The following is a 14,804-nucleotide window of genomic DNA, read 5'->3' as shown; positions in this document are numbered from 1 at the left end:
TACCGAAGATCGGTAGAGCAGGCTAAAACCTGTTGAAAAGGGCGCTGCCGTCAAAAGACGGGCATCTCCCGTTGGGCCGTCATCATGAAGTGACTCAACTCCTCATGACTCGCGCGGTATTCTCCAGTATAGAACCACGCGAGTCAAAAAACGGAGGCGTTCACGCCTCCTGCGGGGTGGAGGCAAGTTCCATGACCAGGACATGGCTGGCGCCGGAGGCCAGGGAAACCGCACCGCCCAGAGCGTTGCCCGATTCTATGCAGATATAGTGGCGCGAGGGCTCGGCACCGATATCGCCGATACCGGCAGCAACCTCTGTTCCGGGGTTCCAGACGATAGTGGATTCGCTGGCGCTCTTGTCGATCTGAATCACCCGCTTCAATCCATAATCCAGCAGCTTGAGGCCGGAGGCCGAATGATCGTAAACCCGGTCCAGTGGCGGTGTGGGCGTCAACTCCTCGCTCTGGGGTTTGATCGCAAAGCCCTCCAGCTTGTCGTGATAGCGGCACCCGGCGAGCCCTTCGATATGGATGCTGTCGGTAGCGCTGACGGCGAAGTAGGTATGCAGTGCCTCGGTGAGGACGATGCTGTGCGGTCCCGTATTATGCGTGGTCAGGGTCAGCTTGAGCGTATGTCCCAGCTCGATATCCAGGGTCAGGTCGAAGGGTGTCGGCCAGAGTGACCGGGTGGTTGCCGAATCGGTGAGGCCCAACTGGATCTGAGTAGTATCGTCGCCGGCAAAGCTTGAACGCACCTCCCACAATGCATTGCGGGCAAAACCGTGCGCCGGCAGCTTGGCGTCCTCGGGGTGGTCGCCGAACCAGGGCCAGCAGACCGGAATGCCGCCGCGGATCGACTTACCCTGTACGAACTGTGCATTGGGACTGAGCCAGAGCAGATCCGGCTGTCCGGTTGGAACGTAGCTCAACACCTGAGCCCCCTGCAGGCACAATACGACCCGGCCGGACGGAGCTGTCAGTTCGCATTGCGGCAGTTGGCCGGGTCCTGAATAGAAACGCACGCGATCGGGTAGGGTAAAGGGTTCGAACATAGATACCTCATTGTGCAGTCACCGTATCGGGTACGGTGTGACTACTTGATTGAAAGCATAGTCGCTGCCGTAACGACGGCGATAGCGATGGTTGGATTCTTAGGTCTACTCACAGACGCAGTCGAGTAAAGCGGTTATTAAAGCAGTCTATAATCTGAGTTCATATTGGAGGAAAAAATTTTGAACCGTTTTGTCAGAGCATACGACCACGGGGAAGCCGTCAAATGAAAAGGAGAACAACATGAAAACTCAAACGCTTCTCGCATCGGTCTTGGGCATGATGCTCGCGGGCACTGCAAGTGCCGCCCCGGTCGACTCTATCAATTTCAACTACAGCGCCAATAAGGCGATGCAAACCAAGTACAAGGTGAAGCTGGTCAACGGCAAACTCACGTTGATGACGCCGAGTGCCGCCATGGGGCTCGGAGGCGCCAGTGTTTTTTGCAGCAAGCGTCACCATTTCACCGGCGCAGAACTTTACCTGGGGCCGGTTACCGCGTCCGGCGCGTCGCTGAACAAGTCGCAGGCCCGGTTGTCAGACTGGACGGTCAATGTCGCCTCTTACGTCAAGGGCGATATCGTCGAAGCGAACTCCGAGCCGCCACTGGTGTTCGATATTCAGGTCAACAGCATCGCCGCAAACTATTTCAATCCGGTCAAAACCGTAGAGGCTGAGCTGCAGAAGGCGAAGCAGGGCGGTATGAGCGACGCGACCTTCCTGTCCAAAACCCGGCTGTTCAAAGTTGAACGCCCGGTCACCCTGGCTGCCAAGTGCACCCACAACAACAATGGCGACACCGCCTATGCGGTGAAGCAGGTTCAGGCCGACTTCATGGTGGAGTACGAGGGCACTCCCCAGGCGATGGTCGGAGGCACTCAGATCGCCAAACCGGTCAAGGTGATCGCCGTACCCTTGGGGGGAAGTGGCCAGATCGAGAGCCAGTATGGCATTACCATCAGTGCCGGCCAGCTGATCTCCCTGCAGGGTGATTACTCCGGCCAGTGTCCCAAGGATGTGAACTTCCAGGGCCAGTTGGTCGCGCAGGGCAAGGGCAAGATGCAGATCCATATCAAGCGTAACGGCCAGCCGATCTACACCTCTCAGCGTTTCGACTACAACGGGGGGAATGTGCTGCACAACTTCATGGTCAAGGCGGAGCTCAATGGCCAGCCGCTGAACACCACACAGAACTACTCCTTCAACATGTATGTGAAAACCCAGGCCAAACCGAATGATGCGTGGACAGATTGGGACTTCGTCGACAGTTACCAGTGGAAGCAAACCTGTAAACCGATGGTGGGTATAAAGGCAACTTCGGGGAACGGCGGTATCCTGCAGCAACAGGCCCCGGCGCCGGCAAGGGCTAAAAACTGAATCGGTGAAAGCAACTTATAAGTTGACGAATGGGCCTGCGGCCCATTCTTGTTTTCGAAGGGGCGCGGTCCACTGCTTGTCTATCAAGGAGTTGGGTGCAGATGAGCCTGCGATTGGGTTAGGACTGAGCATTCAATGATGTTATAAATTCCCGATAGCCGGAGCATTAATCAAAAGGAATTTGGAATGTCGATCTCCTCTGAGCGGGTAAAGCTTTATATTCTTGTACTTCTTCTAGCGCTACTCTGCGTCGTTATTGCGTATCACTCATTTCCCCTCGCGCCTGCAACATCTGCTCCGACCAAGGCGCCAATGGTTGTTTCTCCCGAAACAGGGGTGAGCAATAACAGCGCTGATGTTCTGGATGACGATATAGTGAGCATCGAACTTATTGATGTGAATTTTTGGGAAGCGCGGTTCAAGGTGCGTTATCAGCAAAGTTCCGGGCGTACAGGCGGTTACTTGGCGATAGAACACCGTGCATGGACGCCTAATGTGGGTCTGATGACCTCGTCCGGAATACATGAAGGAGTAACCTTACTGAATCGCCATTTCGGTGAACGTGATGCCTACACGGTCAATGAGCTGGTGGGGCGAATGTACAATCCCTATCGACAGGACAAAAACTACGCCAAGAGAGTTTTTCCAGTCGAGCTCAACTGGCCGTCCCGAGAGGCTATCTCAACCTTTGACGCTGACAACGTCGATGATGCGCTAAGTCAGATCTCACAAGTTGTTATTTTTCGTAATGTTCCTCGGTATATAGAGTTTGCGGAGCAGTTGACGGCCAAGGGGTTCCCCCCAGAAAAGATCTATATGTCGCTCGCCGTATGCCCCAACTGTGTTGGTAGCCTTATATATGGTGAGGGGGTGCAGTTCGAGCAGTTGCAAGCGGTGCTGGCGGTATTGAAGCAGCATGATTTTCCGCTTGCAACGGTATCGTTTTCTGATGACCCAGCCGTTGCCGGCCAGATACAGATAGGAAATTCACCTCTAAAGGGCGGGAAAGCGCTTTGGGCGAATATTGAAGCGCTTCTGGATGCACAAACGGATGAAGCGTTTTTCGCAATCCTGGGTTATCCACTGCAGTCACCGGCAACACGCGCACGGCAGTTGCTCGCTAGAGCGAAAGATCTGATTAACAGTAACAAACAAATGGAATACTCGCGTCAGTTGCTTGATGAGGCTCTGCAACTGGATGACAGTTATGTACCTATCTATCTGGAGATGGCCCGACATCTCATGCGCACCCAAACCTTTAGTGAGGGGTATGTAAATGATGAGGTACTGCTGACGGCGGCAAAAGCGGAACAACTGATTCGTGCCGGTTTAACCGTAGATTCTGAATATGCTGACGCCTACGTACTCCTGGGCTACGTGCTTGCAGTGAAGCGCGAATTTGAAGAAGCGGAAGCTGCATTTAACCAAGCCGAGGCGTTGGGAACGGACAATTTATGGTTACCTTACAATCGAGCACTGATGTTCCTCTATCAAAACAGGGTTGAAGAGGCGATAACAGAGTACAGTCAATATCTGAGCATCCCCTCCGCCGAAGATGATAACGACCGACCCATACAGGCAGGTTTGAATAAACTGTCCGGCCTATATTTGAGTCGGGGCGAGGTCGATAAAGCCTTTAGCGTATTTGAAGAAACCCTGTCCCGGTTTCCTAATGACTCGTACACGACAGGTAAGTACCTCCGCCTGCTAGTGGCATATGGAGGTGATCCTGCCCGAATAGAGGCGTTACTTCAGCGTTGTAAAAGCTGTCGTAAGCGTATCGAGCCCCATATCGACTCCATGCAAGGCTTGCTGGCGGCGGCTGAATTGGTGGATCAGGACTCGGGAGCTGCTCAAAGGGCGGTGATTAAAGCCCAAGCTCTGAGAGGGGATTTTCTGTTGGTTGTTGCGGATATGATGAAGGGTGAGCTTGGGCGGAGCGCAGTTGAGAAGCTTGTGGTAAATACACTGATCGACGTGCCGGCGCTTGAGCATACAGGGTCTCTGGCCTATCCGCTTGTTGGTGAATATTCCACCACTGCTTTAAGTCTGGCATTGACGTTAGGGGCCGATCCCAACTTGGTAATGGGGCGTTCGGAGATGTCTCCGCTGATGCAAGCAGTCGTTCTACAGCGCCTCGACATGATCGAAATTCTTCTCGTGTATGGCGGTGACCCAAACCTTGAAAACGAATACGGAGTATCGGCTCTGACCTTGGCAAGGTCAGTGGCAGATCCCCAGATCATTGCCAAATTGGAAGCGGTAGAAAATCGCATTTAAGGTAGATGCACCAAGCCATATCCAAATACCGGATCGCGGCCCTGTTCACCGAGATCCTCAGCGTTGTGAATTAGTGTTTCAAGTGTTTCACCGCGCTGTTTGGCCAGTGCGAGAGCGGCGCTGACCCAGGGGGTTGCGAACGAGGTTCCGCTGGCGTAATAACCCCGTGCGTTCAGGTCGGCGGCCCAGATATCGACCCCAGGAGCGGCCAGTGTGATCGCCTCATCCTGCGGAGCATGACGTGCGATGCGCTTGTCCATATCGACCGAGGTGACGGCAATGACACCCGGCTGGTTGGCCGGAAACATCGCCGAACTGTCCGGCCCGTCGTTGCCCGCAGCGGCAACCAGGTCGATACCGTTGCGCTGCAGGGTGTGTAGAGCAGCGGCCACGAGCTCGCTGCGTCCGCCGCCGAAGCTCATATTGACCACACTTGGCCGCTCGGTGTTAAGCATCAGTCGATCCAGACCGCGAAGCCAGATGTCTGTGCGTGTCTGCAGCCCGTCGTCGGTGGTGTCGGTAAAGATGTTGATTGCCAGCAGTGAGGCTTCAGGCAGGGCGCCTTCCACCATATCTCGCCCCACCAGCAGGCTCGCGACGGCGGTGCCGTGGCGACTCGGCGCGTTGTCTTGACCGGTGATATCGATCAGCTCCAGCTTGCTGTGGCTGAGCGCAGGATGGCTGGTATCCACCTTCGCATCGAGCATCGCCAACCTGACACCGTCCCCGGATTCGGTCGTGTCCGGTAACGCCACCATTCGACGTGCAAACTGGCGTCCGCTACTGCCTTGCAGGCGGTAGCGCCGGTTGAACTCGGCGGCCCACTCCGGCCACTGCTGTTGCAGTTGGGCCAACAGGACATCCGGGTCCTTGTCGTCAGGTACACGGTAGATGCTGAGCACAAGCCCGAGCCCGCCGAGCATCTGGCGATTTTTGATCCGCAAATCTTGCGCGGCCAGTTGTTGGCGCTGACGATTCGCCGTTTCCAGATCGCTGGCACTGACCAGAATCTCGGACTTGATAAGATCGCTTGCCCGACTGGCCACGGAGGCTGGTCGTCCCGGTATGCTGGGCAGTTGATGGTCCAGCAGCTGCATCTCGCGGGGTACGAACGCCGGCGGGGTGCTGCCCGGATCAGGAGTCCGATGCGTTGGATCCCTGGCGTCGCCGGGGCGACCGGCTGAAGTTTCGGAGGAGGGGCGGGGGGCGCTGCCGATCTGCTCGGTACTGTTGGGAGCACCTGTCGGATCCAGTTCCGGCCGATCCGGGGCGTTCGTCGCAGCAAAACCCTGCGCGCTGCCGAGCAGGCCGATGATGAGCAGCGCGCGTAGCCAAGCGTTCTGCGAAGCGTTACTCATTCAATACGGCCTGAGCATGTTCGATCGCCGGGTGCTCGTTCAGTTGCTCGAGCACTGTTGCGGCCTGCGCCTCCGGGGGCTTGACGGCAATGGTGACGACGCCCATGGCGGAAGGTCCCTCCACCAGCTGCGCATTCAGCCCTAGCAGCAGGGCTTCCACCTCCGACCAGGTCGCATCGGGTGCGATAACCAGACGGTAAAGCTGGGCGCCCTCAAGCTGCTCGATACCGGGCTTGGTGCCCAACAGCTGAGGAGTGGTGTCGGTAGGGGGCTTGAGCAGCAGTCCCGCCTGCAGGGCAATGATGAGCACCGCCGCGGCAGCGAGGAACCGGTTCAATATCGGGCGGTCTCGCTGTGTTTTTGATAGCTGGGTCTGGTTCGATTGACCGCGGATACTCTTTTGCAGCCGTTTCCAGCCCAGTTCACCGGGAGCCGGTTCCTGCAGTTCTGCCTTGATATCGGCCTGCAGTGTCTGCAGCACTTCCAGCGTAGCGCGGGCTTCCGCCGAGCGTTGCAACAACGCCTCTACGGCCAGGCGTTCATCGTCGCTCAGTGTACCGTTGACATACCAGGGCAGCAGCGCCATCAGGTTTACGTCGTTGTTGGAATCGGTCATTGTCGTTGCTCGCTTCAGCCTGTCTTTCTACTCGGTCGGTATTCAGCGGAAATCGGTTCAATCCCATTTCGGAATTAACCGGCCCAGACAGGCCAGCAGCAGCTTTTTGGCGTGCATCATCCGGGTTTTGACCGTGCCCTCGGGGATATCCAGCGTGGCCGCGATCTCCGGATAGCTGCAGCCTTCGAAGAAGGTGAGGTAGATCACCTGGCGTTGGGCCATACCCAAACCATCCATGCAGTACCTGATATGGCCGCTGTTTTCTGACGAGATCTCGCCCTGTTCGATGGAGCAGCTGAGCTGATCGGCAGATTCCGGGTCGATCTCGGTTTCATCCTCGTGGTCGTGGCGCACATTCCGCCGCACCATATCCACCGCTTTGTGGTGGGTAATCGACAGCAGCCAGGTCTTGATCGACGATTTATAGGCGAAGCTGGAGGCCCTGTTCCAGACCTCCAGCATCACCTCATTCATCACTTCGCTGGCATCCACCGGATTCTTCAGCGTGCGCAGGGCAAAGCTGTATACCAGACCGGAATACTTTCGGTAAAAGCTCTCCAGTGCACTCTCCTGTCGGGCGATGATCGCGTCGAGCAGGGCCTTGTCTTCATCCATGCGGCACTTACCTCAAAAGCATCCGACGGGTCAGGGAACGTAGGTCATCGCGGTCAACTCGCTTTGGCCGATGACCCGGCCCTGAGAGTCGAGAGCGTTGATCCGCCACAGATACTGTTGATGCGCGTTCAGCTTGTCCCGTACCAGTGTCGACAAGTGGGTGCCCTGCGTTGAGTTGGGCAGCAGCATGCCGGCGACGAAGCTGGGGGCGTTGTTACCCGCGGTCTGGAATATCTGTAGTTGGTAGACCACCGCGTTCTCGACCGGGCTCCAGTGCAGTGGGGTGGCAGGGCCGACCGGTTGCGTATCGGCACTCAACTGCATCTCCTCGATCTGGCTCAGCGGGGCGGCGAGCACCTGATAGGCGACGGTGACCACCTTACCCTCGTCGGGGCAGTTGAAGGCGTTGCCGTCCGTGCTGTCGCGATCGATGACGCAGAAGCGCAGCAGGTACTTGCCGGCCTTATCGGTGGGCAGGCGTGGACTGGGCAGGCGCGCGTGCTGCAAGCTGCTCAGGGTCTGGCGCTCCAGTTTCAGGGTGCGGAACAGCGGCGCGGCTTCACTGGCGCCAGGCTCGGCCAGCTGCCAGTAACCCTCCAGAATACCGGTGCCGCTGAAATCCACATCCAGGTAGCCGAACAGCTCCTGGCCCGGTTCTACCACTGCCAGACTGGTTTGGTTGGAGAAGCTGAGCTGCAGCCGCTGGATGGCGAAGGCATTGCTGTCGCGGGTGGCACGCAGACTGCTGCTGCTCAGGTTGAAGCGCACATCGGCGTTGATGCCACCCGCCGGCGCACCGGACAGGTCGGCAAAGCTACGGCGAATAATGATGGTTCTGTAGCCCGCATCGAGCCAGCTCTGAACCTGAGCGCCACTGATGACGAAGTTCTCGATGGTGATCTCGCCGGCAGGCGTGATCGCTCCGTTCAGGGTCATCGGGGAGGCCAGGTTGGCGACTGTCGCGGCCGCCGAGTATCGGCTCGAGGTACTGGCGACCTGCCAGCGGATGGTGAAACTGTTGGTTTTGTTGGCAACCAGCAGGGATGTCGCAGAGCTGCCGCTGGCGCTGGTAACCGCCGCCTGGGCGGGAGTGGACAGCAGCGCGCAGCAACTGATCAGCAGCAGTGCCAGCGGATACAGCCGGCGTTTAATCTGGATATGCAGTCGTGTTTTCATAGCGGTTCTTTTAACCCTCGTTGTTGCCGGCCCAGTAGAGGCTGAAGCCCAGTCGGACCTGCCAACTCTCGTAATCGTTTGCATCGATGGTGTCATCCTGTCTGCCGTAGTTTCCTTTCAGGAACCAGTCCATGCCGGGTCTGAGGTCTTTCGCTTCGACTGCCTTCCAGGTCAGTTGCAGATTGCCGGTATGGTTGTCCTGTCGGGTATCCAGGTTGTTAGGATCTCCATACTGGTTGTCGTAACGGCCGTAAAAATAGTTCACATTCATCAGCAACTTGTTGGGAATAAATGCGTACTGGCTATCGATGCCGGTGTTGAGGGTCGTGTATTCGTTGTCGTTCTCCAGCTCTTTGTATCGGTTCCACTGAATAGTGGGGGAGAGGGTCAGGCGCTCATTCGGGAACCAGCTCAATTGCAGGCTGGTCAGGTGGTTTTCCGTATCACCTACAGGGGTGTAGATCTCCACGGCATTCTGTTCGACCGGATCGCTGCGATCGTCGGTTTTGACCAGGGCGTAACTCACCCCCCAGCTCCAGGTCTGATGGCTGAAGTTGGCCCCGAGCGAGTATTCGTGCTGGGTGTTGTCCACATCCACTCCGCTAAGCAGTACGTCGCTGCGTGGCTGATTGTTGCGGGTGACATGGTAATAGGCCGTGTAGGTCGGTGAGCCGATATGGCGCCATAATCCGGATTCCAGGTCGACGCTGGGGGTGTAGTTGAGGTCCAAGCCGAAATAGCGCACGGTCAGTGTCGCGCGGTCGGCGTGATCTTCAATGTTGTTCTGCTGATGTTGCCCCTCCGCGTTCAGGCTGAGGCCGCCCTTGCTGGCGTAGAGCGCCAGTTGATGGGTGTCCAGGTCGCCGGGCAGACCCAGGTTGGCGATACTGTAAAAACGCTCGCCGACGCGCTGGCGCTGGGCGCTCAGCTGCCACTGATCGACGCCGAACGCAGGCAGATCGGGGCCGGAGTTTAGTTGTACCAGCCATTTGTCGGCATCGTCATCGAGGGCGCCATCGCCGTAATCCAGACCATCACTGTCGAAACTGGACTGCGCCTTTTGCCAGTGCAGCCAGAGTGAACGGTTGAGCCAGATCGAGTCCAGTGTGATGCCCCAGCTGTGCCCACCGTAGATACTCTCATCGTCGAGCACGGTAAAGCCGCTGCCGGTCGATCGGCCCTTGCCGTCGACATAACTGGTGGTCAGGGTCAGGCGTTCCGGGTCATCCGCCAGCGGGCTGACGGCGAGTGTGCCGCCGAGGGTTTGATTGTTCTGCTTCTCGGGCCAGAAAAGGTCGTCTTCGGTGCTGTTGGTGGTTTCACTGGCGGTGCCGAAAACCGATGCCTTTAGGGTCTGCTCATCATTGTTGGCGTAGAGGTTGACGCCGCGCCGCTGATAGCCGGAGAACAGCAGATCCTCATTGGGGTGGGTGTAACTGCCGACACTCATGCCGGCGCTGCCGGACTCCCCCTCATGGGCGATACTCGCCTGGTAATCGGCCAGTTGCCATTCGCTGTCGGGGGAGTGACCCTGATGCAGGGAGTCGTACACCGCCTGTACTCGTGCAGAGGTATGGAGGCTGCCGTCGCGGTGGTCGCTATCGGCGCTCAGGGCACCATTTGTCTGCCGGTGGTCGACACTGCGGTAGTCGGTATTGTCATCCTCTGCTACGCGCACCTGGGTGGAGAGCGTCGAGTTCACACTCCACTCTGTGGTGCTGCTGGGCGCCAGGATGGTGACCTGGGACTCAGTCAGTGTCTGGATCTCGCCATCGGAATAAAACGCGAGCACATAGGCTTGATAGGTGCCGGCCTCCAGTCCGGAATCCAGAGATACGCTGACGCCATCTTCGGTACGCTCGATAAAGGGGGTGACATCGTAGCCGCCGATCTCGACGGCGATGCTCTCCAGCGTTTTATCCTGCAAGGGCTGCTGGAAAACCAGCTGGATAGTCTCGGAGGCATGGCCTTGAAGACTACACAATAACAATCCACACGAGGTTAAGAGCCTTCCTGTTTTAACCAGCATCTTCCTGCCCTGAAGTTTATGAGTGGTTAATGTGCTTAAAAATAATGCCAGTGTTTCTACGGACTGGTAAGAAAAATCTGATCAGCCGCCTATACGGATAATAGAAAATGCGGAGAGAGTCGCCAGGACTCTCCCCGAATGTCAATGCCGGCCGCAATAGGTATTACTGGAATACGGCGGTTCTGCTGTTGTTTTCTTTGGCGCGTGCCGGCTTGGATGGCTCGACCGCTTTGTACTGATTACCGGCGCTGGGCACCGCTTCCAGGCCTTTACTCGGCGCTTTGATTTTCAGCGGCTCGCATACCCACAGTTCGTTTTTCTTTACCGCGATCTGGCCAAACGGACATTTAGGCATGGGGCCTGAGTTACCCGGCGCGGCGGCAAAAACGCCAGTGGTGATAATGGACAGGGCGGTGGTAGCAATAAGGTGTTTGATCATCTGCGCTTTCATGGTGTTGTCTCCTGGTTCACATAATTGGGTGTTGCTGTGACCTATGTCGAAAGCGCGTCTGAAACGGTTCAAAAAATTTTGGCTTGGTATCGGAGGGGATAGTTCACGGCCGACCGGTTAGGGTTCGGTGATGAAGGGGAGACTGGGCTGTTGATAGCGCGGCAGCTCGATCCGCTTCCTGAGATTTACGAAGGTGTTGAAGGCGGACTCCAGGTTCAGGTTGTGTGCCATCCAGTCGGGGATGGCGCCATCGGGGTCGATGATTCCCTGGTAGCGGATATGCACCTGTCCATCCGGCAACGGCGTCAGCGTCCACTGCGCCTCTAGCCGCCGAACCTGGATGCCGGGCAGCTCCAGCTCAGGTTGATACTGATTGCGCACACTCAGGGTCAATCGCAGGCTCTCGTCCTGGACAATGGTGGAGCGGGTCCGCACCCAGCGCTCAGCTACAACCAGAAACCCCTTTACGCGGGTCTCCACCAGGTTTTCGGTTTCCGAATAGCGTTCCAGCTCCGTCACCGTTTTCACCCGGTCGAGCCACTTGTCGGCGTTTTCGGTATCGCGCAGCAGGTTGATGAAGGCGGAGAGGGTGCAGTGCACGGAGGTGTCTGCTCTCACCTCGGTAAGGCCAGAGCCCGCCTCTGTTCGGTAATCGATCGAGACCTGCTTCTCGGTTTTCCAGTGGTGCCAGCCCTCGTCACCCTGGGCAGTTGAGGTCAGGGCAAACAGGGGCAGTGAGGCAGAAAGGCCAAGGAACAGCCGGAGCCAGGTGCGCTTTGGCTTGGCGCTGCGGAAACGATATGACCTGTGATACAACGTTGTGACCCTCCATGATCCTTTGCTGAATCTCTTACTTATCAGTATTGCACAGCCATATGCTCTGATAGGGCTGGAGCGTCAGCGTCGCGTAGCGGTCGGTGAACTCCATCCCGCTGATCAGATCGACCCATTTTTCTGCTCCGGGCAGGTTCACTTCGCCGAGCGAGACCTGCCGAGGGCAGTTGGTGACATTGGTGATGGCAAAAATATGCTGACCTCTGTCCAGACTTTGACGCCAGAGCGCCAGTATATGGTCACCCAGCTGCAGAGTGTACTGTACCGCATTGGGATGGAAGGCTTTTTGTTTGACGCGCAGGTCGATCAGTTTCTTCAGGCGGCCCAATACCCGGCTCTGATCGGTGGCCGGGTCGTTCAGTTTTTCCTCCAACAACTGGCGGTCCCACTGATGGCGGTTGATGGCACGGTTGTGGTTGGACAGCTCCACCCGGCGCTCGTCGTTGGGGGTGGCGAGGAAGCTGTGGATATAGAACGCGGGGATCCCCTCCATCGCCAGCATCACCGTATGCGCACAGATAAAACGCTCGATCTGCCACTCATCCTCACCACTCTGAGTGCCGCGCATCGCCTCGAACAGGGCAATGTTGATCTCGTAGGGACGCGCCTGCCCGGTGGGCAGGGTGCGCCAGGAGACGCGGGCGCCAAACCCCTCCAGCGTGCGCACCAGCTGGTTCAGTTCATGTTCGCTCAGCAGCCCCTCGGCGGGGCGCAGGCCGATGCCGTCATGAGAGGCGATGAAGTTCAGGTAGCAGGTGCCCTGCTGGGTCGGCGGCATGCTCATCAACCAGTCGCGCAGCGCCCGGCAGTCGCCGGTGATCAGAGTGTTGATCAGCAGCGGCGGCAGCGGAAAGTTATAAACCGTGTGCGCTTCATTGGCGTTGCCGAAGTAGGAGAGGTTCTCCTGCTTGGGGATATTGGTCTCGGTGATGATGATCGCGCCGGGCTTCGCGTGCTCCACCAGCAGGCGCAGCAGGCGGATGATCTCATGGGTCTGCGGCAGGTTGATGCACTGGGTACCCAGCTCCTTCCACAGGAAGGCGACCGCATCGAGACGGAAGATGCGTACGCCGTGCTCCAGGTACTGGCGCAGGATCCCGGCGAACTCCAGCAGCACCGCCGGGTTGGAGAAATCCAGGTCGATCTGGTCGTGGCTGAAGGTGCACCAGACGTAGCGGGTGCCGTTGAGGGTTTCCACCTCCTTCAGCAGCGGCGAGGTGCGCGGTCGCACCACCAGGCTCAGATCGTCGTCGGGCGAGGCAAGGCGGAAGTAATCCTGCCCCGGATCGCGCCCGGCCTTGAAGTTCTCGAACCAGAGGCTGCGGCTGGAGCAGTGGTTGATCACCAGATCCGCCATCAGGTCGAACTCGGCGGCAATCGCCTCCACATCCTGCCAGTCGCCGAGCGCTTCGTTGACCTCGACATAGTTGATCACCGAAAAGCCGTCGTCGGAACTCCAGGGAAAGAAGGGCAGGATATGCACGGCGCTGACGCAACCGTGCAGATGCTCGTGCAGGAAGCGGCGCAGGGTTTTGAGCGGCTTCTCCTGCGGGCAGAGCAGGCTGTCGCCGTAGGTGATCAGCAGGATATCCTCCTGATCCCAGAGGTTGGTGTGCGGCTCCGGCGTGCGGCAGCTGTCGTCCACCGCCATTTTCTCGATCAGCTGTTCGGCCAGGGCGGTGTTGTCGGCACCGCCGTAGATACGGTCCAGGTGGGTGATGACCCGTTTTCGCAGCAGGTCGAGATCGCGCTGACTCATGCTGAGAACTCCGCCGTGTCGGCTTCCACCGCCTCGACCAGGCGCTCGAAAATATCGGGTACGGCGCTGATGACCCGGTTCCAGCTGGGGATGAACGGGGTCTCCATCGGCTTGCTGAGGAAATCCTCGCCGGCGCGCATGACGTTACGCGAGAACATCTCCACCGCCAGCTCCTCTTGGTGGATGTCGAAATCCAGGCCGTTGATCAAGGCATCATTGCGGTAGGTTTCGACGAAATCCAGCGCGATACGAAAATAGGTCGCCTTGATGGTGCGGAAAGTCTCGGTGTTGAACACCACCCCCTGGGTGGCCAGCTTGCGGAACATCGACTTGCTGATGTCGATCGACATCTTCGACAGTCCCGTCTCGGCATTCTCCGCCGACATCGGCTGGTGCTTGTGGTCGTAGGTCTTGGCAATATCCACCTGGCAGATGCGGTTGTGGGAGTAGTTGCGGTTCATCTCGGATAGCATCCCCACCTCCAGGCCCCAGTCGCTGGGGATACGGATATCGTTGATCACGTCGCGGCGGAAGGAGAACTCGCCGGCCAGCGGGTAGCGGAAGGAGTCCATGAAATCCAGGTACTCCAGCGGCCCGAGCACCTTCTTCAGTGCGCGCAGCAGGGGCGTGACCAGCAGGCGACTGACGCGGCCGTTGATCTGGTTGCCGGCGACACGGGCATAGTAGCCTTTGCAGAACTCGTAGTTGAAGTTGGGGTTGGCCACCGGATAGATCAGCCGGGCCAGCAGGCTGCGGTCGTAGGTCAGAATGTCGCAGTCATGCAACGCCACCGACTCGCCGCGCCCGGTGGCCAGCACATAGCCCAGGCAGTACCAGACATTGCGCCCCTTGCCGGGCTCTCGTGGTGCCAGATCCAGTTCGCTCAGCAGCCTGTCTACCTCGCGCAGGCGCGGGCCATCGTTCCACAGCACCCGGTGGTGCTGGGGCAGGCGGTCGAAAAAGGTCAGCGCGTGGCGATACTGCTGCTCGTCGGCGCGGTCCAGGCCGATCACGATCTCGTTGAGATAGGGCACCTCGGCCAGCGCGTCGATGATAGGACCGAGCGCCGGTCCCTCCAGTTCGGAGTAGAGCGAGGGCAGCACCAGCGACATGGGGCGTCGGCGGCCATACTGCGCCAGTTCGTTTTCGAGTTCGCCGAGGGGGCGGTCACACAGGTTGTGCAGGGTGGTAATGACCCCATTTTGATAAAAATCGCCCATCACTTTTTCTCCTGTCAGGCTAGCGCAGTTGCGCTTGATC

The 14,804-nt window shown here is 58.1% G+C and carries 12 protein-coding genes; 2 read left to right on the top strand and 10 right to left on the bottom strand.

The window, feature by feature from the left end; genetic code table 11:
- Positions 1-160: 160 nt before the first annotated feature.
- Positions 161-1,051 carry a D-hexose-6-phosphate mutarotase gene (locus KQ940_RS16585; protein WP_217414889.1) on the bottom strand — a complete coding sequence of 297 codons (891 nt, stop codon included), beginning with the start codon at positions 1,049-1,051 and terminating at the stop codon, positions 161-163.
- 241 nt (positions 1,052-1,292) lie between these two features.
- Between KQ940_RS16585 and KQ940_RS16580 the strand changes: the two genes are divergently transcribed.
- Both KQ940_RS16580 and KQ940_RS16575 read left to right on the top strand, forming a co-directional pair.
- The gene (locus KQ940_RS16580; protein ID WP_217414888.1) at positions 1,293-2,426 is read left to right on the top strand and encodes a hypothetical protein; all 1,134 of its coding nucleotides are present in this window, start codon (positions 1,293-1,295) and stop codon (positions 2,424-2,426) included.
- Positions 2,427-2,612: 186 nt separating this feature from the next.
- Positions 2,613-4,706, top strand: a complete 2,094-nt coding sequence (locus KQ940_RS16575) for an ankyrin repeat domain-containing protein (RefSeq protein WP_217414887.1) — start codon at positions 2,613-2,615, stop codon at positions 4,704-4,706.
- On the opposite strand, the gene KQ940_RS16570 is transcribed toward KQ940_RS16575, so the two are convergent.
- The 9 genes from KQ940_RS16570 to KQ940_RS16530 all read right to left on the bottom strand — a co-directional run bounded on the left by KQ940_RS16570 (position 4,703) and on the right by KQ940_RS16530 (position 14,764).
- The gene (locus tag KQ940_RS16570) at positions 4,703-6,064 is read right to left on the bottom strand and encodes a S8 family serine peptidase (protein ID WP_217414886.1); all 1,362 of its coding nucleotides are present in this window, start codon (positions 6,062-6,064) and stop codon (positions 4,703-4,705) included. The two genes, KQ940_RS16575 and KQ940_RS16570, sit on opposite strands and share 4 nt — an antisense overlap.
- Positions 6,057-6,680 (bottom strand): hypothetical protein, encoded by a 624-nt coding sequence (locus KQ940_RS16565; protein ID WP_217414885.1) that lies wholly within the window; start codon positions 6,678-6,680, stop codon positions 6,057-6,059. The genes KQ940_RS16570 and KQ940_RS16565 overlap by 8 nt, the downstream gene beginning before the upstream one ends.
- A gap of 57 nt (positions 6,681-6,737) precedes the next feature.
- A complete protein-coding gene (locus KQ940_RS16560; protein WP_217414884.1) occupies positions 6,738-7,295 on the bottom strand; it encodes an RNA polymerase sigma factor in 558 nt (185 codons plus the stop codon).
- A gap of 30 nt (positions 7,296-7,325) precedes the next feature.
- Complete coding sequence (locus tag KQ940_RS16555; protein ID WP_217414883.1) at positions 7,326-8,471, bottom strand: hypothetical protein; 1,146 nt, start codon at positions 8,469-8,471, stop codon at positions 7,326-7,328.
- Between the two features lie 10 nt (positions 8,472-8,481).
- The gene (locus KQ940_RS16550) at positions 8,482-10,455 is read right to left on the bottom strand and encodes a TonB-dependent receptor (RefSeq protein WP_217414882.1); all 1,974 of its coding nucleotides are present in this window, start codon (positions 10,453-10,455) and stop codon (positions 8,482-8,484) included.
- A 208-nt stretch (positions 10,456-10,663) separates the two neighbouring features.
- A complete protein-coding gene (locus KQ940_RS16545) occupies positions 10,664-10,951 on the bottom strand; it encodes a hypothetical protein (RefSeq protein ID WP_217414881.1) in 288 nt (95 codons plus the stop codon).
- Positions 10,952-11,068: 117 nt separating this feature from the next.
- The gene (locus tag KQ940_RS16540; RefSeq protein WP_217414880.1) at positions 11,069-11,767 is read right to left on the bottom strand and encodes an SRPBCC family protein; all 699 of its coding nucleotides are present in this window, start codon (positions 11,765-11,767) and stop codon (positions 11,069-11,071) included.
- 34 nt (positions 11,768-11,801) lie between these two features.
- Positions 11,802-13,544: a sugar phosphorylase gene (locus KQ940_RS16535; RefSeq protein ID WP_217414879.1), complete on the bottom strand. Its 1,743-nt coding sequence runs from the start codon at positions 13,542-13,544 to the stop codon at positions 11,802-11,804.
- Positions 13,541-14,764 (bottom strand): glycosyltransferase family protein, encoded by a 1,224-nt coding sequence (locus KQ940_RS16530; RefSeq protein WP_217414878.1) that lies wholly within the window; start codon positions 14,762-14,764, stop codon positions 13,541-13,543. The genes KQ940_RS16535 and KQ940_RS16530 overlap by 4 nt, the downstream gene beginning before the upstream one ends.
- Between the last annotated feature and the right edge of the window lie 40 nt (positions 14,765-14,804).

It is taken from the genome of Marinobacterium ramblicola (assembly GCF_019084545.1).
Taxonomy (GTDB): Bacteria; Pseudomonadota; Gammaproteobacteria; order Pseudomonadales; family Balneatricaceae; genus Marinobacterium_D; species Marinobacterium_D ramblicola.
The sequence above is the reverse complement of the archived record's forward strand: the minus strand, read 5'-3'. Positions and strand labels throughout refer to the sequence as shown.

Excerpts from the sequence above, each read along its gene's own strand:
- KQ940_RS16585 (WP_217414889.1), bottom strand. The coding sequence starts at position 1,051 with ATGTTCGAACCCTTTACCCTACCCGATCGCGTGCGTTTCTATTCAGGA.
- KQ940_RS16580 (WP_217414888.1), top strand. The coding sequence starts at position 1,293 with ATGAAAACTCAAACGCTTCTCGCATCGGTCTTGGGCATGATGCTCGCG.
- KQ940_RS16575 (WP_217414887.1), top strand. The coding sequence starts at position 2,613 with ATGTCGATCTCCTCTGAGCGGGTAAAGCTTTATATTCTTGTACTTCTT.
- KQ940_RS16570 (WP_217414886.1), bottom strand. The coding sequence starts at position 6,064 with ATGAGTAACGCTTCGCAGAACGCTTGGCTACGCGCGCTGCTCATCATC.
- KQ940_RS16565 (WP_217414885.1), bottom strand. The coding sequence starts at position 6,680 with ATGACCGATTCCAACAACGACGTAAACCTGATGGCGCTGCTGCCCTGG.
- KQ940_RS16560 (WP_217414884.1), bottom strand. The coding sequence starts at position 7,295 with ATGGATGAAGACAAGGCCCTGCTCGACGCGATCATCGCCCGACAGGAG.
- KQ940_RS16555 (WP_217414883.1), bottom strand. The coding sequence starts at position 8,471 with ATGAAAACACGACTGCATATCCAGATTAAACGCCGGCTGTATCCGCTG.
- KQ940_RS16545 (WP_217414881.1), bottom strand. The coding sequence starts at position 10,951 with ATGAAAGCGCAGATGATCAAACACCTTATTGCTACCACCGCCCTGTCC.
- KQ940_RS16535 (WP_217414879.1), bottom strand. The coding sequence starts at position 13,544 with ATGAGTCAGCGCGATCTCGACCTGCTGCGAAAACGGGTCATCACCCAC.
- KQ940_RS16530 (WP_217414878.1), bottom strand. The coding sequence starts at position 14,764 with ATGGGCGATTTTTATCAAAATGGGGTCATTACCACCCTGCACAACCTG.